The organism is Winogradskyella schleiferi (genome assembly GCF_013394655.1).
Classification (GTDB): Bacteria; Bacteroidota; Bacteroidia; order Flavobacteriales; family Flavobacteriaceae; genus Winogradskyella; species Winogradskyella schleiferi.
In genome coordinates this window covers 2,810,959-2,836,574 of record NZ_CP053351.1, presented here as the reverse complement: position 1 = coordinate 2,836,574, position 25,616 = coordinate 2,810,959, and the positions used below count along the sequence as shown (strand labels likewise).

General features: G+C 35.3%; 9 protein-coding genes. 1 reads left to right on the top strand and 8 read right to left on the bottom strand.

From position 1 onward, the window contains the following. Nucleotides 1–16: 16 nt before the first annotated feature. The 8 genes from HM990_RS12290 to HM990_RS12255 form a co-directional block, all read right to left on the bottom strand. Nucleotides 17–2,365 (bottom strand): choice-of-anchor L domain-containing protein, encoded by a 2,349-nt coding sequence (locus HM990_RS12290; RefSeq protein ID WP_178989225.1) that lies wholly within the window; start codon nt 2,363–2,365, stop codon nt 17–19. Nucleotides 2,366–2,448: 83 nt separating this feature from the next. Continuing rightward, nucleotides 2,449–8,949 carry a T9SS type B sorting domain-containing protein gene (locus tag HM990_RS12285; protein WP_178989224.1) on the bottom strand — a complete coding sequence of 2,167 codons (6,501 nt, stop codon included), beginning with the start codon at nt 8,947–8,949 and terminating at the stop codon, nt 2,449–2,451. Nucleotides 8,950–9,275: 326 nt separating this feature from the next. Further along, nucleotides 9,276–14,117: a T9SS type B sorting domain-containing protein gene (locus HM990_RS12280; protein ID WP_178989223.1), complete on the bottom strand. Its 4,842-nt coding sequence runs from the start codon at nt 14,115–14,117 to the stop codon at nt 9,276–9,278. A 459-nt stretch (nt 14,118–14,576) separates the two neighbouring features. Then, entirely contained in the window at nt 14,577–16,358 is a 1,782-nt protein-coding gene (locus tag HM990_RS12275) for a T9SS type B sorting domain-containing protein (protein WP_229719258.1), read from the bottom strand. 38 nt (nt 16,359–16,396) lie between these two features. Beyond that, nucleotides 16,397–18,868, bottom strand: coding sequence for a T9SS type B sorting domain-containing protein (locus HM990_RS12270; RefSeq protein ID WP_178989222.1), 2,472 nt, complete (start codon nt 18,866–18,868; stop codon nt 16,397–16,399). Beyond that, a complete protein-coding gene (locus tag HM990_RS12265) occupies nt 18,865–22,323 on the bottom strand; it encodes a T9SS type B sorting domain-containing protein (RefSeq protein ID WP_178989221.1) in 3,459 nt (1,152 codons plus the stop codon). The genes HM990_RS12270 and HM990_RS12265 overlap by 4 nt, the downstream gene beginning before the upstream one ends. 105 nt (nt 22,324–22,428) lie before the next feature. Then, nucleotides 22,429–23,256 (bottom strand): ABC transporter permease, encoded by an 828-nt coding sequence (locus HM990_RS12260; RefSeq protein ID WP_178989220.1) that lies wholly within the window; start codon nt 23,254–23,256, stop codon nt 22,429–22,431. A 93-nt stretch (nt 23,257–23,349) separates the two neighbouring features. Then, nucleotides 23,350–24,252, bottom strand: a complete 903-nt coding sequence (locus HM990_RS12255) for an ABC transporter ATP-binding protein (protein ID WP_178989219.1) — start codon at nt 24,250–24,252, stop codon at nt 23,350–23,352. 214 nt (nt 24,253–24,466) lie between these two features. Here HM990_RS12255 and HM990_RS12250 point away from each other — a divergent pair, with 214 nt between their 5' ends. Continuing rightward, nucleotides 24,467–25,528 carry a hypothetical protein gene (locus tag HM990_RS12250; RefSeq protein WP_178989218.1) on the top strand — a complete coding sequence of 354 codons (1,062 nt, stop codon included), beginning with the start codon at nt 24,467–24,469 and terminating at the stop codon, nt 25,526–25,528. Nucleotides 25,529–25,616: the final 88 nt, after the last annotated feature.

The following is a 25,616-nucleotide window of genomic DNA, read 5'->3' as shown; positions in this document are numbered from 1 at the left end:
TTTATCTCGAGTATTTTTATCTCCTTAGTGCAAAATGACCAGTGTAAGTTTCGCCATTAATAAACTGCGTAAAAAACCAATAATCATCACTTGGAAGTGATTTTCCGTTTAGCGTTCCGTCCCAACCACCATTTGTTGTATTTTGCTGTGTAATCAATTTTCCATAGCGATTGAAAATCTGAATGGAAGTTATTTGGTTAAATTGTTCTTCTGTACCAATAACTTGCCATGTAGGATTATCATCATCGCCATTAGGAGTAAAGAATTTTGGAAAGCCTAAAACCGAAATGGTTTTTTCGATAGTGCCACAACCATTCTTGTCTTTTATATAAACGGTATGAAAGCCTGGTGCTACATTGGTAAACACAAAACTATCTTGATAAAATCCATTTTCATCGTCTAGAGCAATTTCATAATTGCTTGCATCAGGAATTTCAATTGTAATTACATTATTCGGTGCTACACCAACAACATTTACACTTTCTATTAATGCTGTTCCAGAAGTTATAACTGTTATTGTTCTGCTAGATGAGCAACCATTTGGATCGGTCACAATGACTTTATAAGAGCCAGGTTCTGTAACCTCATAAAATAATGTCGTGATCGCTGTTGTAGTCCCGTTAAATTGCCATTCGTAATAGTAGTTGTTTGGTAAATCGTTAAGCACGCCTCCAAAGATAGTCAGTGGTTCTGGGAATGTATTTAAACAATAAATAAAAGTTTCATCGTCCTTTAACAAAGGTGTATAAAGCACATTTAAGTTGACGGTTGAAATACTAAAACATTGATTATTGCTACTCACTTTTACGTAAATGGTCTGTGTATCTGCTATCGTGTTTTCAAACGTATTAGAAAGTGGATTAATATCATTAAAGGCATCATCTTCCGTTTCATAATAGCGTACAAAGGCATCCATGGGAATTTGATTTATGATAGAAGCTTCAATTTCGGGTAAATCAAACAACGCGAAACCATCTACAACGTCTCCATCACAACCCTTTAAATCTGGAATGTTTACAATATTATTTGAAGTTTGTAATTCTAAAGCGGCAACATCAGTACAATTGTCTTGATTTAAAATTCGTGCAAAAACGGTTTGAAATGGATAGGTGTTTTCAAAAGCTTGAGGATTAGCAATGGGATCAATGTTAGCAATGGCGTTGGATTCGTCTAAGAAAAAGCGATTAATAGAGTTGTTTTGATTTCCATTGGTGAGATCGGTTGTTGCCTCAAACAAATTATACGTGGTTAGACCATCTTGATTAAGATCACATTCAATCAAAACAGAATCAAATCCAACAGGTAAAGGTGCATATTCAATAATAGCTTCGCCATAAGCGATACAGCCATCATCCAATACAACTTCGACGTTGTAAGTTCCAGGTTCTGTAACGGTAAAAGTCCCACAACCAGTGCAACCAGCTGGATCAGATTGTACTAAAAAATTATCCTTAAACCAATTGTAAGCATTTTGGCCATTTTGGTAAGCATTAAGCTCTAGTATTTCGCCTTCACAGAGTGCATTTCCTGTGGCAATGAGTCTATTAGGTCCTATATCCGAAGACAATTCAAAACTGCCAGCTTCTAAAAAAACGGTAGAATCATATCTGTGATTGAATTCATCCGCAATCACTAATTTTACATGATAAGTTTCATTGGGAACTACATTGGCCGTTGCCGTTAAAATAGAAGTTTGTCCATTAAAATTAATAGGAGAATTGGAGTCGTTGAAGCTACCAAAATAAGTTTCATTTTCAGGAGGACAGCTTCCGGGAACGCCAGGTGTTACTGTTGTAACTTTTACAGGCGTGTTTGTGTTAGGTACTAATGCAATATTTTGATATTGTACTTGCCCAGCAGCAGGACGAATTAAAAATCCAAATAAATCTGAAAATTGACATGTATTGGAATTGTTTTCTTGATATTCTTCTGAAGCAAACAGGTATCTAAAACTTACCTGTGACGCTATAGAGGTAAAATCAAATTCTAAAATTGTGGCATTTGTGGTTCCAGTTTCGTTGAGCGCATTTTCCAAATCTGAATCTCCAACCCAATTATTAGCATTATCATCACTTAAACTGTTGTTTGGTCCAGGTACGTTGTTCAGTCTGCCTGTGCTTAAAACTATACCACTTTGAAAAGGAAAAGAAGTCCCTGTGGCATCAAAATAACCATAACTTTGGTCGGCACCACCAAAATCGCCACCAACTACATTAGTAACGGAAATATTGCTGATACACTCACTATCTATTAAAATATCCTCAACGAGCTGCTGAGGCGTATAGGTTTGACTATCTACTGAAATATTTTGTGCATAATCCAATAGGGAAAATAAAAGGGCAAAAGCTAGTAAGGATCTTTTCATTTTCATTTTAAGGGAATGCAAAGATACGTTTCTAACCACAACATAAAATGTAACAATGTGTTAAAAAAGATAACAGGTTCTTATCATCGACGTAGCGCAAAATGACCCTTAACTTCAAAAGCTATACCGCCTTGTTTTATTTCTGCCAAATACCAATAATCAGAAGCTGGCATATTATAGCCGTTATACTTACCATCCCAACCTTGAGAGTTAGTATTTAATTTTGTTATTAGTTTTCCATAGCGATTAAAGATATAAACCGAACTGCCAGGTAAAGTTTCGATGCCTACAATATGCCATGTTTCATTGATAGTATCTCCATTAGGCGTGAAGAATGGAGGCGCATCTATGACCAAGACTTCTTCGGTAACTTCGGCACAACCGTTAAGGTCAATAATGGTCACTGTATGATAACCTAACGGCACATTTTCAAAAACATTGGATTCTTGTGGGTCGCCATTATCTAATATATAGAGGTAATCTCCAATGCCTTCTTCGATAGTAACCGTAATATTGTTTGGGTCTGAGAAATCAACAGTTTCTACCACGTCAATCGTAGCAGATTCAGATTCCGTTACGTTGAAGGTACTCAGGGTTGAACAGCCAAATTCTGAAGTTACAGTAACTGTATACGTGCCGATTTCAGTGATTTCAATTTCTGGACCGATTTCGTTTGTGGACCATAAATAGGTATCTGTAGCAAAAAAGGTTTCCGCAGATACAGTTAATGGCAAATTATCAATACAAACCACTTGATCAGGAATATTTACATTAGGTTTTCGATGAACAATCAACGAGAAATCGACGAGACTGAAACAACCCGTAATATGGTTTTCTATTCGTGCTATTATAACTTCATGGTCAAACCCAATGTATGATTCACTATCTAACGCATTGATTCCTTCTTCGGCCTCAATAGGATTGTTGAAATAGGTGACATTAAAATTATTTTGGTTTTGATTACCGAGAATTGAAGCATTTTGTTGGCTCAAAGTAAAGTCATAAAGTCCATCAAAATCATCATCGCAACTTATAAGATTATCAGGTTGATTTGCTATTGGTGAAGGATTTACACGAAGTTCAAACGGAAAAATATAATAACAATGTGTGGTGCTGAACTCTACACGAGCATAAATAATATCACTAGTGCTAGTGTAAATGTAATTAGTGTCTAAAGCATTATCATTTGCGACTGCATCTGCTTCAGATGAAAAATAGCTGAAGAGGACATTGAAATTAGTATCGACAATAACTTCGTTCATCGTTGTTAAATCAAAACTATTGGCGTCGTTTTCACAAATATCAAATAGTTCAAATGAATTAGTGGCAGGAGGAAGGTTGACGTTCAATTCCAAGGGTACAAAAGTGAAACAGTCGGCAACCGAATTATATACTTTTATGAAAACCGTTTGCGGATTAGTGGTATTGGTATAATTTTCAGGATTTAAAATTGGATTACTGTCGTTTTCCAATTCTTCCATCGTTTCAAAATAGGAAATTATGTTATCTGGATTAGGTGTTGTAAATAAATCAGTTTCTGCCGCTGTTAAATCGAAGAGTGTGTTGGCATCATAATCGGTATCACACTCTAAAAGTGGTTCTGGGATATTTGGATGCGGGTTTACAATAAGGGAAAAATCAGTTAAACTGAAGCAACCAGTTTCATTATTTTCAATTCTGACGATAATCAATTGATTTGAGCTTATGTGTTCAGAAATGATCGCATTTTCATTTGTTCTAGCTTCGGTAAGATTTAAATGATAGGTTACTGTGAAATCATCTGGATTTTGAGTGCCTAAAACAGTATTGGTTTGCGATTCTAGATCGAAAGACTCTAGCCCATCATTAGTGTCATCATCGCATACTTCAATGTTGTTTGGTTGATTGGCAATAGGAAGCGGATTTACTTGAAGTATAAAATGATATATTAAATAGCATCCTGTTATTGGGTCTTCAATCCGAACAAAAATAATATCATTAATGGATTGGTACGTGTAATCTAAAGCAAATGGATCGGTAAGGTTATCAGCATCATTAAAAGATTCAAAATAGGAAAGATTTGCTTGTGTTTCAGGTTCAATTAATGCCGATTCTATTTCTGTAAGGTCAAAACTACTAGTTGCATTATCACAGGTTTCATAAATTTCAAATTCATTAATTGGTGGAGGCAAATCAGTATTAATTTCTAAAGGAACCGCTGTGTAACAATTGGCATCATTATTAAATACTTTTATATATACCGTTTGTGGATTGCTGATATTTATATAGTTTGTTGGCGATGCAATTCGGTCTGCATTGTCGTCTAACTCTTCGAGTGTTTCGAAATATGAAATGGAAACGTTACTTGGCATGATGGCGTATAATTCGGACTCAGCAGTAGTGAGATCAAAAGAATTTATGCCATCATAATCAGTATCGCAAATCGTAATCGGTGTAACGCTTGATGGTGCTGGATAAACAATGATGTCAAAATCCGTTAGAGAGAAACAGCCTGTATTAGAGTTCGTAACTCTAGCGAAAATTGTTTCATTGTTTTGTGCATTGTAATCTTCCGGTAGGGCATTATCGCCACTCTCTGCATCAATGACTGAATTATGGTAACTCACGTCAAAAATGCTAGAATTTTGCCCTTGTAAAATACTCGAATTCTGAGCTACTAAATTAAATATCTCAAATGTATTATTGGACGTATCATCACAAGTTTCCATATCATTTGGTTGATTGGCTATCGGTAATGGGTTGATAATAAGTTCAAAAGGATAAATAGTATAACAACCTGTTGTACCATTAGCTAATCTTGCCACTATATTATGGGATGTTGCCGAATATATAAAATTAGGATCCAATGGGTTCATATTATCATTAGCATCTGTACTATCTATGTGATAAGTGATTATAATATCTGTAGTATCATCTACGAGCAATTGATCTACTGTAGATAAATCGAAGCTGGTAGTTGGATTGTCACATATCTCAATAGTTTCAAAATTATTAACGAGCGGAGGTAAATTCACAATTAAATCAAGAGGAATATTTACAAAACAATCACTTAATGTATTATTAACCTTAACAAATACGGTTTGTGGGTTTGAAGTGTTGTTATAATTTTCTGGATCTAAAATAGGATTAGTATTGGTTTCTAAATCTTCTATGTTTTCAAAATACGAAACCTCTATATTATCTTGTCTAACATCTAATATTTCTATTTCCGAAAGGGTTAAGTCCCAATTTAAAATGCCGTCATAGTCCGTATCACAGCGCTCAACTGGTGAAGCTGGATAAACTAAAGGAGCAGGAACAATATTAATCTCAAAAGCACTTATACCTTTACAATAATTGCCATTGTCAACTCTTGCAAAAAGCTGTTGAGGGTTTGTGGAATTGGTATAATTTAAGGGAATAGGGTTAAAGTTATTGTTGGCGTCAAATTCTGTGGTATGAAATGTTATGTCTAAGCTTTCTGGGCTTCCTGCAACCATTTCTGCAATAGTTTCGTTTAAATCGACAGTTACAAAACCATCGTTACTAATATCATCACAAACAACGATAGTCTCTGCTGGATTGAAAATTGGAATGGACCCAACTTCTAATTCAAAAGAAGAAGTGCCAAAACAATTTGGATCCGTGTAACTTTCCACTCTAACATATATAGTTTGTGCAACTGATGTGTTTTGATAAGCGGAATATTTATCAATAGGGTTAATGCCAGCTATTGCATCAGCCTCAGTTTCATAGTAAAGAACTTGTTTATCTGGCTGACCATTTAGTATTTCGGTGTCTTTTAAATAAAAATAAAAGTCAGCAACTCCGGCAATATCAGCTTCGCAATTCTCGAAATTTGTAATCGGAATAAACTGTGGAACAGTATTGATATATACATAAAATCCGGAAATACTAAAACAACCTGTGGTTTCATTTTCGACGCGAGCATAGATATATTGCGTTGCAGTCAGATAATCATCTGGTGTAGAAATTTCATTTTCACCGTTTATAGCGGCATAATAATCATTGTAAAACGTAATTTCCAAACCTGTGGTTGAGCTTGTGATTTCTGGAATTTTTGCTTCTAAGTCGACATTAGAAATACCATCATCGTCGTCATCACATACAATTATTGATTCAGGTGTCATTACGGTTGGAGCGTTCACTACGTTTACTTCTAATGTAGAAATTCCGTAACATTCCGTCTGAGCATTGGTAACTCGAATATAGAATAATTGTGGGTTTGAGCTGTTATACACATAATCAGGAAGAATGTTTTCATTGTTTATAGCATCGTCTTCATTGAGATAATATTTTACGTTTGCGGCTGGTACACCTTGGGCTGCAACAGTATTGAACGTATCCATGATCAGGGTAGTAAAACCATCATCGTTGTCGTCACAATAATCGGCAGTTTGAGGTGTCAAAACTACTGCAGGTGCAATAACTAAAGCGACATCTACTAATTCAGTACAGTCACCATCGACAACAATGGCATATATAGTTGTGCCATTATCAGTTACATTAAACGGAATAGATTTATTTATCGGGTTATTCTCATTGGCTCTATCGTCTTCATTGATATAAAAAGTAACTTCAAATTCCTCATAGCCATCTTCAAGCTCAACTTCAACCTCGTTTAAATCAAAATTTTCGATGCCATCATTGGAAGGGTCATCGCAAACAATAATAGATTCTGAGGACAAGGTGTTAAGAATGATGTTGGAATGTAATTCTAAATTCGTAATGGCATAGCAGCCTGTTGCAGGATCTTGAATACGAATATAGATAATCTGATAATTTGGAGTGATGTTTTGATAATCTTCGGGATCTGCAATAGGGTTTAAATTAAATTGAGCATCATAATAAGAGGTGTGATAACTAACATCCATTCCAGTAAGGCCTTGTAGAACATTATCGATAACACTTGTTAAATCAAAATTCTCGAAGCCATCTTCGTCTTGTTCACAGGCGTTGATCCATTGGTCTTCAGAATTAATTGCAAGACTATCTTGTATTTCGACAAAAATACTAGTGGTAGAAAAACAGCCCGTTAAAGCGTCGTAAATCCTAACATATAAGGTTTCCGAAATATTGAAATTCGCATAGGGCGAAAAAATGGGGTTATAACCTAAATCTGCTTCAGGTTCCGAATAGTGATACGAGACAAATAGATTACTGCCTCCATTTAAAATTTGATTGTTGGCAACGTTTAAATCCACAAAAGTATAGCCATCTAATGTCGGATCTATACATGCTATAATCGGATCTGGATCTACATATTCTGGTTTTTCATTAACGACTAAGTTGAACTCAGAATAGGCCAAACAGCCATTTGCAGTATCTTCAATTCTTACAAAGATAGGCTGTGGTGAACTTGTGTTTTGAATAGGTCCCATTATAGGGTTAACATTGTTCTCAGCATCTTCACTAGTATAGTGATAACTAATATTGTAACTTGAAGGAGGCACAGAAGCCAAGACTTCATTATTTTTTAAGGTCAAATCAAAGTTCTCAACACCGTCTCCATTATCATCACAAAAAACAAAATCTGAAATTTGGGTTGCAGCTTGCTCGGTATCTAAAGTAATTTCTACAGTATCTTCAATAATACATGAGGTTTCGTTAAGCTGGATAGTAATTTCAACGCGATAAGTTCCTGAAGAAACCGCTTGTAAAACAGGATCATTTTCATTAGATATGAGTACATCATTTTGAAACCATTGATAGGACGCCTGTGAGTTTTGGATATCACCATTTAACGTGACCGAATCGCCACAACTGGTAATATCTGGCCCTAGCTCTACGTTGGCATTAAAACTATTACCTTCTATAAAAACCGCGGAATCAAAATTTTCGTCATCTTGGTCTGCAATAATAAGTTTTATCTCATAAGCAACATTTGGTTGAATTGTAGCTGTAGCAGAAAGGACTACGGTTCGGCCATTGTAATTGGTGTCGCCAATGTTATAGCCTTCGAAAAATGCTGGATTCTCGGCTGGACACGATTCTGGAATTACATCGTGTATGGTACTTGTGTTTACTGGGATTGAGGTACCCGGAATTATAGCAATGTTTGTATAGGGATCAGAAGAACCTGCTTCTCGTATTAAAAAGGCAAATCCGTCGGAATAAAAACAAGGGTAATCTTGTTGGTACTCTTCCGAAGCTAAAATATAATTGAACTGAATTTGGTTCGCAACAGATACAAAGTTAAATTGAATAGAAGTAGCATTTAGGGTTTCTTCTATATTTAATGCATTTTCCAAATCGATATCCGTGCCCCAAGAAGCATCTCCTTCTCTCAATGGAATTGTGTTGAGCACATTTCCTGCGGAATTTACATTTCCTGTGGTTAATAAGATCCCATTTTCAAAAGGAAAACTGGAAGCTCCACGTTCAAAATATCCAAAGCTATTTATACCATTTATTTCTCCATTAATATTCGACGAAATATTTGAAATTTCAACACAATTTTGTCCTAAATTTTGTTGTATAAGTTGTTCTAATGGTAAGGAATCATCTGTTATAATCTGTTGAGTATAACTAAAGTCAAAAATGAAAAATGCAATTACGAGGGAATATATGTATTTTAATCTCACAGTTTAGTTTTTAAACAAATAGGCTTAGTTTAATTAGGGGCTTCTTTAGATTAATGCAATTTAGGAGAGTAAAAAGTAATAAAAAATCCCCAGTAGTGGGGATTTTATAAGTTAAGTTGCGTATTTAATTGGATGAAAATGATAATTACTTGTAGTTCAGATTTTAAACTTAAATCATTTAAAGTTATATAATTCGCTAAAATGTAATTTTCGGCACCATTTAGTTTTTTCCATTTTAAACTTAAAGACGGGTCAAAATCTATTGCACGCTAGCTACCGTATTGCTTATACTTAATTTGTCTAAACGAGAGTTCAGTAGGGAAAACTTATCGTTTCAGAGTAAAATGTCCTTTGACCTGAAATGCAATAGAACCACGTTGTACATCTGCGACATACCAGTAATCACTGGTTGGCATCATTTCGCCATTGTATTTTCCGTTCCAACCAGAGGAATAAGAATTTAATTGTGTTAGCAATTTTCCGTAGCGATCATATACGTTGATGATGGTGCCAGGCAAGGTTTCTATGCCTACAATATGCCAAGTGTCATTAGTGCCATCACTATTAGGTGTAAAGAATTTTGGAATATCAACCACTAAAACTTCTTTAGTTGTATCGGTACAGCCATTCAAATCAATAATCGTCACGGTATGGTATCCCATGGCAACATTTTGGAAGACGTTGGATTCTTGCGGATCAAAATCGTCTAATTGGTAAAGGTAATCTCCAATGCCGCTTATGGTTACTGTAATATTGTTAGGGTCCGAAAAGTCTATGACTTCTGTCGTTTCTATAGTTGCAGATGTAGATTCTGATACTCCGAAATAATCTGTGATTTCACAACCGAATTCTGAGGTTACTTCTACCCAATAATTACCTACTTCTGTGATTTCGATTTCTGGGGTTATTTCTCCAGTAGACCATAAGTAAGTATCCGTTCCATTATTGGTGTTTGCAGATACCAATAATGGCATATTATCCAAACAAATGACTTGCTCTCCAATATCTACAATCGGAAGCGGGTTCACAATTACAGAGAATTGACCAACGCTGTAGCATCCTGTGCTGTTATTCTCTATACGTGTGTATATCACTTCACCATCAAAAGCCATGTAATCTGACTCTAAAGCCGAATTATTTTCGTTAGCTTGTAGCTCAGTATTATGGTAGCTTACCGTAAATAAATTAGGGTTTTGTCCTCCTAAGATACTAGCGTTTTGTTGAGTTAAATCGAATTCTAATATACCATCAAAATCATCATCACAATCCATTAAATCATTAGGTTGATTAGCAATTGGTAATGGTTCAACTTTTAAATTAAATTGGTAATACGTAGAACAATGTGTAGTACTATATTCAGTTCTTACAAATAAAGTATCAAAATCAGATTGATAGGTATAATTAGTATCTAAAGCATTGGTATTAGCAATGGCATCCGCTTCATTATCAAAGTAGCTAAATAGTACATTGAAATTGACATCTCTCGCCACCTCGTTAATCTCAGTTAGGTCAGCACTATTTGTGTCGTTAGCACAAATGGTATATTCTTCAAAATCATTGATATGTGGCGGTTGATTCACTATCAATTCTATTGGTAGTATCGCATAACAGTTTGATATGGTGTTCGTGACTCTAAAATAAACCGTTTGTGGATTTGAGGTATTTGTGAAACTTTCTGGATTGGATATTTCATTAGTATTGGTTTCTGAATCTTCAAAACTTTCAAAATACGCTATTACAAGATCTTCCTGCCTTACATCCAATATGTTTTCTTCTGCTGCAGTTAAATCAAATTCAAGTGACCCATCCGTATCGTCGTCACATTCTATTAATGGATCTATTGGATCAATTTCTGGAGTGCTAATTATATTAACCACAAATGATGTAATGGACTTACAAATGCCACCATTATCAATTTGTACGTAAATCTGTTGAGGGTTAACCGTATTTGCAAATTGCACAGGTATTTCGTTGTTGCTATTGATAGCATCTTCCTCTGAAGTAAAGAATTTTACCGTTTGAATATCTGGGATACCGGCAGCAACTTCATCTATGACACTTGAAAAATCATGCATCACAGAGCCATCAACTACACTATCGTCACATACAAACCAATCACTCGGATCATTGAAAACAGGGTTTGTGCCCACTTCAATGGTAAATGAAGAGGTTGTATAACAAGATTCGTCAGTAACATTGTCAACTCTCACATAGATTTCCTGTGGATTGCTAATGTTTTCATAGACACTTGTTTTATCTATAGCATTCGTTTTATTGTCCGCATCTGCTTGGTTAAGATAATATGAAACTTCTTTACCAATTTGTCCGCTCAAAGCTTCTAAATCCTTGTTTTCAAAAATAAATTCACCAAAACCGTCTGATTCATCTTCACAAAAAATAAACTCATCTACATAGTTGGTTAAATCACCCACAAAAGGTAATTTATTCACAATAATGTCTAATTCTTCAATGACATAACAGCCTGTGCTAGCGTTTTCGACACGCATATAGACTATTTCAGTTTGGGCGTTGTAATTGGAATTACTATTTATCTGGTTTAGGTTTGATCGTGCATCAGCTAAACTATTGTGAAATGTTACGGAGCGGTCTGGAGTTGCTAATATTGAGTTAGGAATACTATTATTTAAATTTATTGGTGAAAACCCATCTCTATCTGCATCACAAATAATTATATCTTCAGGTTTTTCGCTTTCTGGTGCTGGTAATACAGTTACCTCAAAAGAGTTATAATCAAAACAACCTGTTTCTGAAGACGTAATTCTAGGAAATAAGGTAAACGGATTTGTTACGTTAGTATATAGGTTAGGCAACGCATTTGTATTGTCAATCGCATCTTGTTCCGTTGGAAAATAGGTAACATCAAAACCTTCTACGCCGTTGATTACATCTTGGTTTAATGAGGATAAGTTTGTGGTTGTAAATCCATCTTGATCTGTATCACAAACGATGAGGCTTACGACAGATTCAAATTCAATAATAGGATACAACACTAAATCAAAATCTGCAACTTCGTAACAAGTAGGGCTTTGAATACCAATGAATATTGTCTGAGGGCTACTCTGATTATAATATACGATGTCGGGATTGATAGGGTTTGTTTGATTATCCCTATCTTCTTCAGTTTCGTAGAAAAACACTTCCACGTCGACCAAATCATTGATAATACCTACGGCAATATTTGTAAAATCAAATTCTTCCGTGTCGTCGTCACCAATATCACATAAGCTGACATCTCTAATGTTTGTAGCTGTTAAAAGTAAATTGGAGTGCAATTCAACAGGGGCAATGGAAGCACAACCAGAATTATCATTTTCTACTCTAATATAAACGATTTGTTCTTCTCCTGTAATATTGCCATAATTTGTGTCATCGGCAATAGGGTTTGCTCCAGAAAGTGCATCTTCTGGAGAAACATGAAATGTTACATTAACTCCTGTTAATCCTTGTAACACATCTGGAATAATTGATGTTAAATCAAAATTGGCAAAGCCATCATGATCTGCGTCACAAGCATCTATGTAATGATCTTCCATATTAATTACAGGACTCTCTATCACAGAAATATCTAAAGTAGTTGTACTGATACAACCAGTTTCTGGATTTTTGACACTCACAAATACCTGCTCGCTAACGTTTGTGTTGGTATACGGCATTGGATGCGCATTAACACCATTAGCAGCATCACTTGCAGAGCTATGATAAGTAACCACTAAGTTAGATTGTGCTAAAGTAATCTCATTGTCTTTAAAAGCATTCAAATCCATAGCTGTAATACCGTCTGAAGTTTGGTCATCACAAACGACCAAAGGGGTTGGATCTGAGATTATGGGTAAGTTATTAACTACTAAATTGAAGCTGGAAAATGCCAAACAACCGTTAACCGTATCTTCAATTCTTACATGAATAGGTTGTGGATTACCAGTATTTTGAATTGGGCTCGTAATTGCATTGCTGTTATTTGTAGCATCCGAGTTGGTATAGTGATAAGAAATGGTATAACTTGACGAAGGTACAGAAGCTAGGACTTCAGAATCCTTAGTCGATAAATCAAATATTTCAAGACCATCACCACTTAAATCATCACAAAGTTGAAAATCCGAAAGCGGTTCTGAAGTTTGAGTAGAGCTTAAAGCGACGTTAATATCATCCTCAATAGTACAAGAATTTCCTGCCAGAGGTAAAGTTATTTCTACGCGATAATTTCCGGCTTGTAATGCTGTTAAAGTCGATTGGTTTTGAGAAGGTATCAAAGCGTCATTAAAATACCAACTATAAGTTGCATTTGGATTATCTATATTTCCATCTAAAACAACACTACTTGCACACGTAGAGAAATCTTCACCCAAATCTACAGAAGCATCGAAACTGTTACCTTCTATAAATACGGCAGAATCATAATTTTGATCAGTTTGATCGGCAATAACTAGTTTAATTTGATATTGTACGTTGGGTTGAATTGTTGCGGTTGCTGAAAGCACTGTGGTTCTACCATTATAATTCGTATCTCCAACATTGTAACCATCAAAATATTCGTCGTTTGAAGCAGGACAGAACCCAACAATCTCGTCGTGAACCGTATTTGTGTTTACAGGAATTGTGGTTCCAGGAATTAACGCTATATTGGTATAAGGGTCACTGGTACCAGCTTCTCTAATTAAAAAGGCAAATCCATCTGAATATTCACAAGGAAAATTACCGAAATATTCTTCTGAAGCCAGTATGTAATTAAATTGTATTTGATTTGAAATTGATATAAACTCGAATTCAATGGATGTCGCATTTACAGTTCCAGATATACCCAAAGCCGTTTCAAGATCATTATCCGTTAGCCAAGTAGCATCTCCTTCATTTAAGATGGTGTTGTTTTGTCCATTTCCAGCGGAGTTGGCATTTCCTGTTGTTAATACAATGCCGTTTTCGAAAGGAAAATTTGAGGATGCACGTTCAAAATATCCAAAACTGCCAATTCCTATTGACGTTCCGTTTGAGGGTGATGAAATATTGGAGACTTCGACACAGCCTTGAATAAGTGTGTTTTGAACTAAGTCTTGAGGTGAAACTGAATTATCTACAGAAACTTGTTGTGCAAAAGAAACACTACAAATTAAGCCTATAAATAAGCAGAGGGAGCGGTTGAAATAAGTCATTCGTTTCGGTTAAGTTTAAATTTTTTAGCGTAGATAGATTTGGGTAATCTCCTATATACGATTTAATATGGGCGAAATGTAGAATTAATAAAGATGAAATACAAAAAAATACGTTGAAATACGCAAAATGTTAACATTTCGAAGAAGAATACGCAGTTTGAAACTAAAAAAGACCTCAGAAAGAGGCCTTTCTTCCCAAATTGATTTCAAATATTTCTAAAAATTGGATTAGAAATTGCTTAACCTGAAACTCAATATTATAATATCATGATGGAAAATAGACATAAAATGTTCTAATTTCTCGATTCTAGTTCAATCTGCTTTTGAGGGAAATAATAAAATGAAGAGGGAATTAACAGTAAAATATTGCTAACGCTGATAAAACTAAAGGATGTTATTAAGAATTACAAAAAAATAAGATGAATGGCCGAAAACTTTAACATTAGGTCCGAATTTGGTTTAATAATTCACGTAAACCCAACCCATATAAGGTTCATAATTTGGGTCATTTAAATTCAGGATGTAGAAATAAGTACCAACAGGAACTTTACTTCCCATATTATTAAGACCTTTATTTATTTCACCAAACCAAGGATTAGCATCATTCCCAACAAAGATAAGTTCGCCATAGCGATTATAGATTTGTAATTCGTGTGCTTCAAATATATTGTATAGGCCTTGGATGTTAAACCAATCATTGAAGCTGTCATCGTTTGGAGAGAAACCTTGTGGAATGCGTGGCGGACAATTTTCAATGGTTAAATCGAACTGGAAAATCTCATAGCATGGCGGACTAGCCAATCGCACATAAATAGTCTCAGGATTTGGAATATTATTGTAACTAGAAGGAATAAGTATTGGACTGGATTCTATTTCTAGATCGTCCAATGAATTATAAAACGTAATGTCTTCTTCAATATAATTTACAGTTTGAAGCGCATCAAATAAATCGTAAGTAGCAGTTTGAAAGCCTTCATTACAACCAATAAGATCTGGAAGGATTGTTTTCTCAGGAATAAGGAGTAATTGTATATCTGTAAAAGTACTGTTATTATTTTCATTTGTTTCCGTGACAATGCCATTCATTGTACCAACATCATCTACAATAGCAACAATATTTACATTAGGATCTATACCTTCAGGTAAGTTAATAATAATGGAATTGGTTTCACTAGCATTGATGGCAATGTCGTTTATGGTTTGACTTGCAGCAATAAAATTGCCATTATAGTAAAACGCTATAGGTGTATTGGCTGGTAAAACATCTGTACTGTTAAAATTGTTTACACTATAAAAGAGTTCAACATTGTATGCTCCACAATTCACATTGCGACTATTAATGCTAATTGTGGCATCTGGTAATTGACTGTTTAAGACCGTAATGATATTATTGATCATCACATAATCTTGTCCAGAAGTTAAGGCGATGGTTGCCGAAGTGTCTCCAATGCTTATATTATCTTGAATATTGTAAACATCAATATCCATATTGTACAAATCGGTTGCTCCAGTAAACGAATTTGTTCCATTAAAAGCATTGTTCGCTGGATTCAATGGGAAATTACTAATTACGTTTCCATTAATGGTCAATTGCTCGTTGACCGCTAAAGACCGATCACCTTCCCAAGCGACGAAACCAATTTTAGCATCTTCATTATCTAGAACATTCAGGTTATCTAGCGTTATGCTAAGAGAATCAGGTACACTTTGTAAGCCATCATAAACGTTAAGTTGGTTAAGAGGTAAGCTGTCATCTTGATATATAATGGTAATTGCCCAGCCTCCAAAATTTGTGCCTGTAGAACAATAAGGTAGTATAGTTGTAGTTAAATCAAAATCTGAAATGGTATAAGTACCATCACCTTCGTTTACTACAATATCTGTAACATCTGCAAAAGCGGCAAAGAATACTCGTGTAGCGTCTAAAGCATCATTAAAGTTCCGCTCAGAGGTCACAGGTATTCCATTTAGGGTAATATCTAAATCTCCATTTCCTGAACCAGCCCAATATAAATAGGCGGCAACTACGTTTTGATCTGTATTGAGGTTTAAATCCGCCGATGATGATGTTAAAATCGAGCAAGGACCAGCTACACCGTTTTCTTCAGTGTTCATGGTATTTCCAATGGCCGTATAATCGTATCTCCCATTAAATTGCTGGTATAAGGAAATGTCTTGAGCCATCAATGGAAATAATGGAATCAATAAAAAAAAGCAAATTATATAATATGTGCTTTTCAAAGTATTGGTTTGGTTAGGTCTAAAATACAAATTTTAATTTATCGTTTCAAAGTAAAATGGCTAGTAAACGTTCGTCCATCTTCCAATTTCACCTTAAACCAATAATCGCTAGTAGGCATTTCTACACCGTTATAGGTGCCGTCCCAACCAGAACTCAATGGATTTATTTCGGTTAGAAGTTTTCCATAACGATCAAAAATATAAATAGAGGTATTGGGTTGAAACTGTTCTGAAACACCATAGACTTGCCAATAATCATTAACGTCATCATTGTTTGGCGTAAAGAATTTTGGGAATCCAATGACTGAAACTAAATCTTCTACAATGCCACAATCGTTTTTATCCCGAATATAAACCGTATATAAACCAGGTTGAACGTTGGTAAATGTACTGCTTTCTTGATAAGGGCCGTCAATGTTATCTATGGCATATTCGTAATCGCCTTCGCTGCTTTCATCTGCAAAAATTGAAATAGAATTGTTTTGTGAACCATCTACAACTTCTATGGAGGAAATCGTTGCAATGTTGGAAGGCAAAACTGTAATCGATCTTTCCTTAAAACAGCCATTGGTATTGCTCACTCTTACGTTATAAGTTCCTGGCGCATCAATTTGTATCTCAGATGTGTTTTCGCCTGTGCTCCATTTGTAATAATAGTTGCTTGGGGAATCTCCTATAATTCCGCCATCTAAAGTTATGGTTTCAGGAAATGAATTTAAACAGTATAACGTTTCAAACTCGGTTTCAATATTTGGTAATGCAAAAACCGTGAGTTCAATTTCACTGATACCGTAACAAGCGTTCATGTTTTCTACACGTCCAAAAATAGTTTGATTGTAAGGCATTGTATTGGTAAATGTTGCCCCAAGTGGATTGGTTTCCAACAGTGCATCTTCGTATGTTTCGTAATAAACCAAATCCAAACCAGTAGGAGAAAAAGCTAGAACAATGTCATTAGCTTCCGTTAAGTTAAAGGCCATGAAGCCATCTTCCGTACCATCAGTATCACATAATTCCAGACTTGCATTGTTTGAAACAGTGGTGCTTACTTCTAAGGATATTTGGCTAAAATTAATACAACCTGTACTTGGGTTGGTCACTCTTGTATAGATAATTTGTGGGTTAAAAAAGTTATCAAACGGACTGACATCTATGGCATTGTTTTGGTTTTCTGCATCAAGCATGGAAAGGTAATATTCTATCGTAGAATTAGGATCGGCTCCAGTAACAGCATCTGAAATTTCTGCTAAATTAAAGGTAGTGAACCCTTCGGGAATACCATCTTCATCACATTGTAATAAGGAAACATCATTAGCTATTGGCATGGGATTAACGCTAATATTAAAAGATGTATAACCGATGCAGCCAGAATCCATATCCTGAATTCTAACAAATATTTCTGTCGGTGTAGGAGTTGAATTCGTATAGTTATTAGGAAGCGCAGAAGTTGCATTTTCGGCATTGGCCTGAGTTAGGTAATAACTGATATTATAATTGGCACCTACAATTCCGCTTATGATTTCTTGTGATTTTAAATTAAAGTCGAAAGTAGATAACCCATTTTGATCGTCTCCATCCAAATCATCATCGCAAGTTTCATAATCCGTAGGCGTATTAAATGTTGTGAGGGCAGAAACAGTTAGAGTCATATCATTGATAATGAAACATCCTGTGGTCGTATTTTCAATTCTTACATAAATATCTTGGTTGCTTGCGGTATTAGTGAATACGTTTCCCAAAGCATCAGTATTAATGTTCGCATCACTTTCTGAACTGTGATAGGTCACGACTACATCAGATTCTCCATTGATGATATCTTGGGTTAAGGTGGTGAGATCAAATTCCGTAATGTTATCATTAAATGGTGCTATATTATCACAAACTTCAATACTCGGTAAACTTGTAGAGGATTGATCCGTAATTAACGGATTCGAAGGGGCATCCGGAAAAGTTGCAGTACCTGTCCAAATTATTGAAAATGGACTGTTACCAACAGGTCTGTCTATAACAATAAAATAACTTTCGCCTACGAGCACATCGATTTCACTAACAAAACTATCGCCATCAGTTCCAGGACCTTCTGAGGTTTCTGTAGATGTAGAATTCATTCCTGTTAAATTATTGCCTTGATTCGCAGCGGCAGGATTTGTGGTAGAACACCGAATGGCTTGCCCTATATTACCAGAACTCACATTTGGTCCGAAAATAAAAAAATCATAATCTTCATTAATATTGGTGCTTCCTGGTGTCAGCGTAAAAGCCAATGTGCCTGCTGTTGCAATATTAACTTTTAACCAAATACTATTATTTTCAAAGCTCCCACAAGTATTGGAATTGCTTAATTCTTGTGTCCCAATACCACCAACATTCAGACTAAAATCTGAGTTGCCACAAACAGTTACGGCAAATTGGGCGTCGTTAGGTTGTTGCGCTGTAGCAAGAAGATGGAAGAAGCAGAAGAATAGAGCTGCTGTTAAAGGTTTAAAAATTAGATCAAGGGGTTTGGTCATCGTTTTAATGTAAAATGGTTTGTAAAGGTTCGTCCATCTTCTAGTGTTACTTTAAACCAATAATCGCTGGTAGGCATTTTTTCACCATTGTAATTGCCGTCCCAACCAGAACTCAAGGGGTCGAGTTCCTTTAGTAGTTTGCCGTATCTATCAAATATATAAATCATTGAATGCGCTTGAAATTGTTCTGAAATACCATAAACCTGCCAATAATCATTAACATCATCATTGTTTGGTGTAAAGAATTTAGGAAATCCAATAACAGATATCAAATCATCCACGATGCCACAATCGTTTTTATCGCGTACGTAAACCGTGTACAATCCTGGCTGAACATTGCTAAAGGTATTACTGTCTTGATAAGGGCCGTCAATGTTATCTATGGCATATTCGTAATCGCCTTCGCTGCTTTCATCTACAAAAATTGAAATAGAATTGTTTTGTGAACCATCTACAACTTCTATGGAGGAAATCGTTGCAATGTTGGAAGGCAAAACTGTAATCGATCTTTCCTTAAAACAGCCATTGGTATTGCTCACTCTTACGTTATAAGTTCCTGGCGCATCAATTTCTATCTCAGATGTGTTTTCGCCTGTGTTCCATTCGTAATAATAGTTGCTTGGGGAATCTCCTATAATTCCGCCATCTAAAGTTATGGTTTCAGGAAATGAATTTAAACAATATAACGTTTCAAACTCGGTTTCAATATTTGGTAATGCAAAAACCGTGAGTTCAATTTCACTGATACCGTAACAAGCGTTCATGTTTTCTACACGTCCAAAAATAGTTTGATTGTAAGGTATTGTATTGGTAAATGTTGCCCCAAGTGGATTGGTTTCCAACAGCGCATCTTCGTATGTTTCGTAATAAACCAAATCCAAACCAGTAGGAGAAAAAGCTAGAACAATGTTATTAGCTTCCGTTAAGTTAAAGGCCATGAAGCCATCTTCCGTACCATCAGTATCGCACAATTCCAAACTTGCATTGTTTGAAGCTGTGGTGCTTACTTCTAGGGATATTTCGCTAAAATTAATACAATCAGTTGTTGAATTAGTTACTCTTGCATATACAATTTGAGGATTAAAAAAATTATCAAATGCATTACCATCGATAGCGTTTTCTTGGATTTCTGCATTGCTAAGCGATAAGTAGAATTCAACGGAATTGTTTTCAACATCATCTGTAATAGCTTCTAAATGATTATTGATATTAAAGCGTGTGAAGCCTTCCGGAATACCATCTTCATCACATTGAATAATAGAGATGTCATTGGCTACAGGTGCTGCGTTTACGATGAGTTCAAAATTAGCCGTACTATAGCACGTTGGGTAATTCGTATTCTCTATTCTAATAAAAATATTTTCATTAAATGCTGTGGTATTGGTATAATTAAGGGGTAGAGGGTCTAGGTCATTCTGAGCATCTTCTAATGAGCCATGAAAACTTACTTCGGCATTTTGCTGTTCGCCAGTAATATGAGTTATGAGTTCTGACAAATCTACAGTCGAAATTCCATCCATAATGTCGTCTTCGCGGTCACAAATTTGAAACGGATTGTTCCATTCCACTGTTGGTGTATTATAAACTTGGAGTTCAAAACTATTGACATCGAAACAATTTGGGTTTTGAGAATTTTCTACACGTACATAAATAAGTTGCGGATTACTCGTATTGGTATATGGAAATGTGATTTCGTTAGTACCTAAGTCTGCATCTTCTGCGTTTTCAAAATACCGTACATTATATGCAGCAGCGTCCTGAGTTAATAGCGCCTCTGAATTTTTATCTGTAAAGTCAAAACTGGAAGTACCATCGTTATTAACATCGTCACAAGCTTCAACTTTAGTCAATGGATGTGTCACGGGAATTTCAAAAATGCCAACAACCGCGCTTCCAACTATGGGGCAATCACCATTATTGGGTTCAATATAAACTTCGTAAAAACCTGGCGTATCTACAAATAATTGCGATGACGCTTCTGTTAACGCATTGCCATCAAAAGACCATACATAATCTGCGCCCACAATATCTTCGGCTTGTAAATTATAAGAATCACCAATACATAAAGCCAGTTCAGTTGTACTAATACCATTTTGAATAATATCAATTTCGGAATTAAATAAGGATTGAATAAATGGAGGTAAACCGATTCTACTCAGGTTTTGGTTAAATCCATTGATATCTAAAAGAACCCCTTGAGAATTATAATTGGCAGCCATGCCATCTGCTTCTGGGTTTTCGATCACACCTAGATATCTAGAAATTTCTATATTATTACTAATATTCAATTGCGCTCTATAAATTTTTCGGTCTATTCCCAATTGTAATGCACCAGCAGATATTTGATCAGACGTATGAATCGTATTCCGAGAAGCGAGAATATCGTTACTTTCTAAATCCCATTGAAACACACGACTTGTTCCATTACCAGCAGCACGATCGCTAATTGTAGCATAAACTTTACGGCTTTCGGCAGAGAATTCAACGCCATAAGGACTATCCCCTTCAGACGGACTATAAATTTGTATATGCTGTGAAACCTCACCAGTTTCATTATTGAAATCGAATAAATCAACACTACCTGCAGCATTTCCTCCTGCTGTAGTAGCGTAACCATAGTTCGCAGCAACGATTTTTGTGCCATCTGGAGATGCTTTTAAATAGCCTAAAGCATTTCTTCTATAGCCACTAACAGGAATGGTTGGACCAACAATAGACACTCTTGGATTAGGATTCTCTTCACTATCATCAATTATAATTCCGTTTTCCGTTACTTTTAAGGCATAAAATCTATTGACAAAATGTGTAAGTACCCAAAATGAATTACAGTCTTCGGCTCTGACCGCTGTAATTTTTTCTGAACATTTATATTTTATTTCTTCAGGATCCAGAGGGTTATAAGTTATTAAATGTCTGTTTTTTTCAACCGGATCTACATCGCCTAAACCACCATTAAGTGTCATATCAATTAAAGAGTAGTTGAAGCCATTGTTGAAACCATCATCATCAAAAGGAACAGTGCCAAATGGGTCATAAGTTCCATTGTATTGATTGGGATATGCAGCCGCATTATCATGATGAGGCTCATCTACCGTAAAAAGATAATATTTATTAGGATCATTAGGTTTTGGTACAATCAGTCCTGAAGATGTGCTAGATGGATCACCTAAAAGCCCTGTACCACCAACATAATCTCCGTTAGACATGATCTGATGATTGCTGTTCCAAACCGTTCGGCCATCACTATAAAACAGAAGATTACCGTTTTCATCTGAAATCGAAGTACAACCTTCTAAAGTGTTAATTTGCCCATTAGTTAAAGCAGCAACATTACCAGATTGTGCATTAAATTGCAACCCAGCATTTTGTCCAAAGTACCAAAATGAAGCTTCATTTTGTGCAAATATTTGAACGCTAGTTATTAATAGGATTAAAACGAAGTGGATCTTTTTCATAAGTGCTTTAATGTGTAAACACACCATGGATACAATATAACAACTAGAACATAAAAACTCCTAGTTTTAACATTGTATACTGTTTTTAGCAATTATTCAAAGTTATTATAAATCTCGCTTTTTAAGTAATCGATACGATAAAAAGATGAAAAGTGCTGTCCAAGCCAAGACAATAGCAATCTCATACCAATGTACGCCATAATCGTACATAATATCTGTTTTTTCAGGGAATTTGGTCATAACGATGCGCTGAATAGGCTGATCTATGAGCTTGTACATGGATTCTAACGGCAAAAATCTTTTGATGTTAAACGCTATATCTACAGAATCGGTTTGCCAAGAAATTAGTCCGAAAGCTATCCACTCTACAATATAAAGTATGAACAAAAAACCTAAAGCGAAAGCTGATCTTTTTACCAACATTCCTAAAAATAAACACAAACTAAAGAAACCAACAAGCTTTAAAAAATAGGCGAGTAGAAATTCTACTTCCCTAAAAATAATGGAAGCTTCCGTATAGCTCGAGTAATATAAACCTATTAAAAAAGTGGCCAAACCAATTAGAATGGTTGCGAACAATGAGAAAAAAACAATGGTATAGAATTTTGAAAGAATAAACTCCTTTTTACTTAAACCATCAATTAGGTTTTGCTTTAGGGTTTTGTTACTGTATTCATTTCCAATCATGCTCACAACAACAATGGCAAAAAAGAATTTGAATTGAGCTGCGAAAAAAGTAGTGATATGCCAAATAATTGGAAAGTTGAAAATACCCAACTCACCTAATTCCAACGTAAAAAATCCAAAGAAATTAATTTTAATAGACGACAAAATCAATACCGTAAATGGTAGTATAAAAGAAATAATTATTAAAACTTTACTTGCTTTATTAAGCCAAAGTTTTTGTAATTCGAGTTGTATAAGACGTAACATAGTGATTGGTTGTTTACTTTGTTTTTTAAGGATGCTTTTATGTTAGTTTATCCTGAGCGCAGTAGAAGGGCTCAGCATAACATTGACGTTTATTTAATTTTGCTGGTTGTCTGTAAGTTGTAAAAATTGCTGTTCCAAACTTTCTTTTCGTTTAACGAGATGCGATAGACATATGCCTTTTTCAAACATAACCTTATTAAAATCTGAAGCTGACATGGGTTCGTTTAAAAAAGCGGTTATTAGTTCGCCTTCAACCTTTACTTTTCCAATATTAGGATAGGCTTCTAAAGCAGATAATAATTCGGTATGTTTTTCGGCCTTCAATTCAAAGAAACCATGACTGCTAATCATTTCATCCACACGTCCAGAATATAATTTTTCACCTTTACGCAACACTACCACATGCGAGCAGACCTTTTCCACTTCATCCAAAAGATGTGAAGCTAAAAGTATCGTTGTGCCATTCGCCGCAATGTCCTTGATAATCTGTCGTATTTGATGAATGCCCTGAGGATCTAAACCATTGGTTGGCTCATCTAAAATTAAAATTTCAGGATCGTTGAGTAGGGCAGAAGCAATGGCTAAACGTTGCTTCATACCTAACGAATACGTTCTGAACTTGTGTGTTTTCCGATCTAGAAGACCAACGACTTCGAGCTTTTCATCAATCTTACTTTTATCGACACCTTTTATTCTGCAAACTAATTTTAGGTTTTGTTCAGCCGTCATATATGGATAGAAGTTTGGCCGTTCAATAATAGCACCAACTTGCTTCAGCGCATTGTGTGTTGTGGTGTTGCCGTCAAACCAATGGAAATCGCCCTTGGTCTTATTTACTACATTTAATACGATACCTAAGGTTGTGGATTTTCCACTTCCATTGGGTCCTAAAATGCCGTAAACATTGCCTTTATTGATAGTGAAACTTAAATCTTTAACCGCTGTTAAATAGCCGAATTTCTTCGTGAGATTGGTAATAGTGAGGATGGGTTCCAAAATGATTGGTTTTTGAGATGCTAAAAAGTTTTAGCATCAATTGGTTATAAAGGTAAGACGATTGATGCTTTTTTTTGTTACAGTAATTGTTGTTTTTATAATAAATTAAATTCGAAATAATGCTTAAAATTAGTGACTAAAGCTTCAAAAAATTATTTAAACCAAATTTGAATGTAACTTTTTATATTCATTTAAAAACCCTTAAATTTAGCACATGAGTGACGATTTAAAAATATCAAAACGAAAGCCAACCTATCCTATATCTGATGAATTAGATGCGTATTTGTCAGATTATAGGCGAAATGTTGACCTTCCTATTTTCTATTCGGATTTATTGCGATTTCAAGGCTCAATAGTCGTTTACGATAAAAATGATGAGGATACGCTTTGGGTACGTGTCTATTATAATGATTACGAGCGTGAAGAAATTGATAGAAGTTTAAAGCGGGTCTATTCACATTTACTTTCAGACGGAGGAGAAGGCATATTAAAGTTTTTAAATGTCGATGCCATAGATTTTTGTACGTTCGGAAATTCTAAACCTTTTCGAATAAAAGTGCGGAATATTCTAAATGATAATTACACCTATTTTTATGTGAAAACGGCAGATGCTTCGAGAGTTTATGGATTGGAGCTAGAGCAGATGTTGTCACCATATCAAATTAACTTTTTGGTATGTAGGGACACCTTGATTGAAGAGCACATTGCAGGTATTCCTGGTGATGAATTTATTAAGAATATATTGCCAGATTGTAATCCGTCTGAAAAAGCGCAAATAGCGAAAGAATTTGTAAAATTTAATGAGCGTTGTTTAATTCGACTATTAGGCGATATGCGTTCGTACAATTATGTCATCGTCCCAACTCACGATTTTGACCATGTCGTTTTTAAAATTAGGGCCATTGATTTTGATCAGCAATCTTATGAAGGCAATTTGAAAATTTATAGACCACAATTTTTTAAGGAAAACTATAATATGGTAAAAATGGTGCAAGAAAAAATTCAGGCAGAATCAATATATCAGTACAAAATTGAGGAGCGTTCCATTGTTGCCAAACGAATGATAAGTTACCATACGCGATTAAATGCCTTGTTGGATTGTATGGAAGCTGATGAAATTTCTATTCCAAAGCACATAGATATGCTAAAAGAAGATATCTATAATTATACCCTGGATTTGAATTTTAGAAACAGTAAAAACATGGGTGAGATACTTAAAAACGCACTCGACTTTGTAAAACGTAATTATGAGGATGTGAGTTTGAATCGGTTTTAAGAGCATTCTGTTACAGTTATTAGCTGATGTGGAACATGAGAAATTTTTGCCTTGTTGTATAAAAAAAAAGCATCAAAAGGATGCTTTT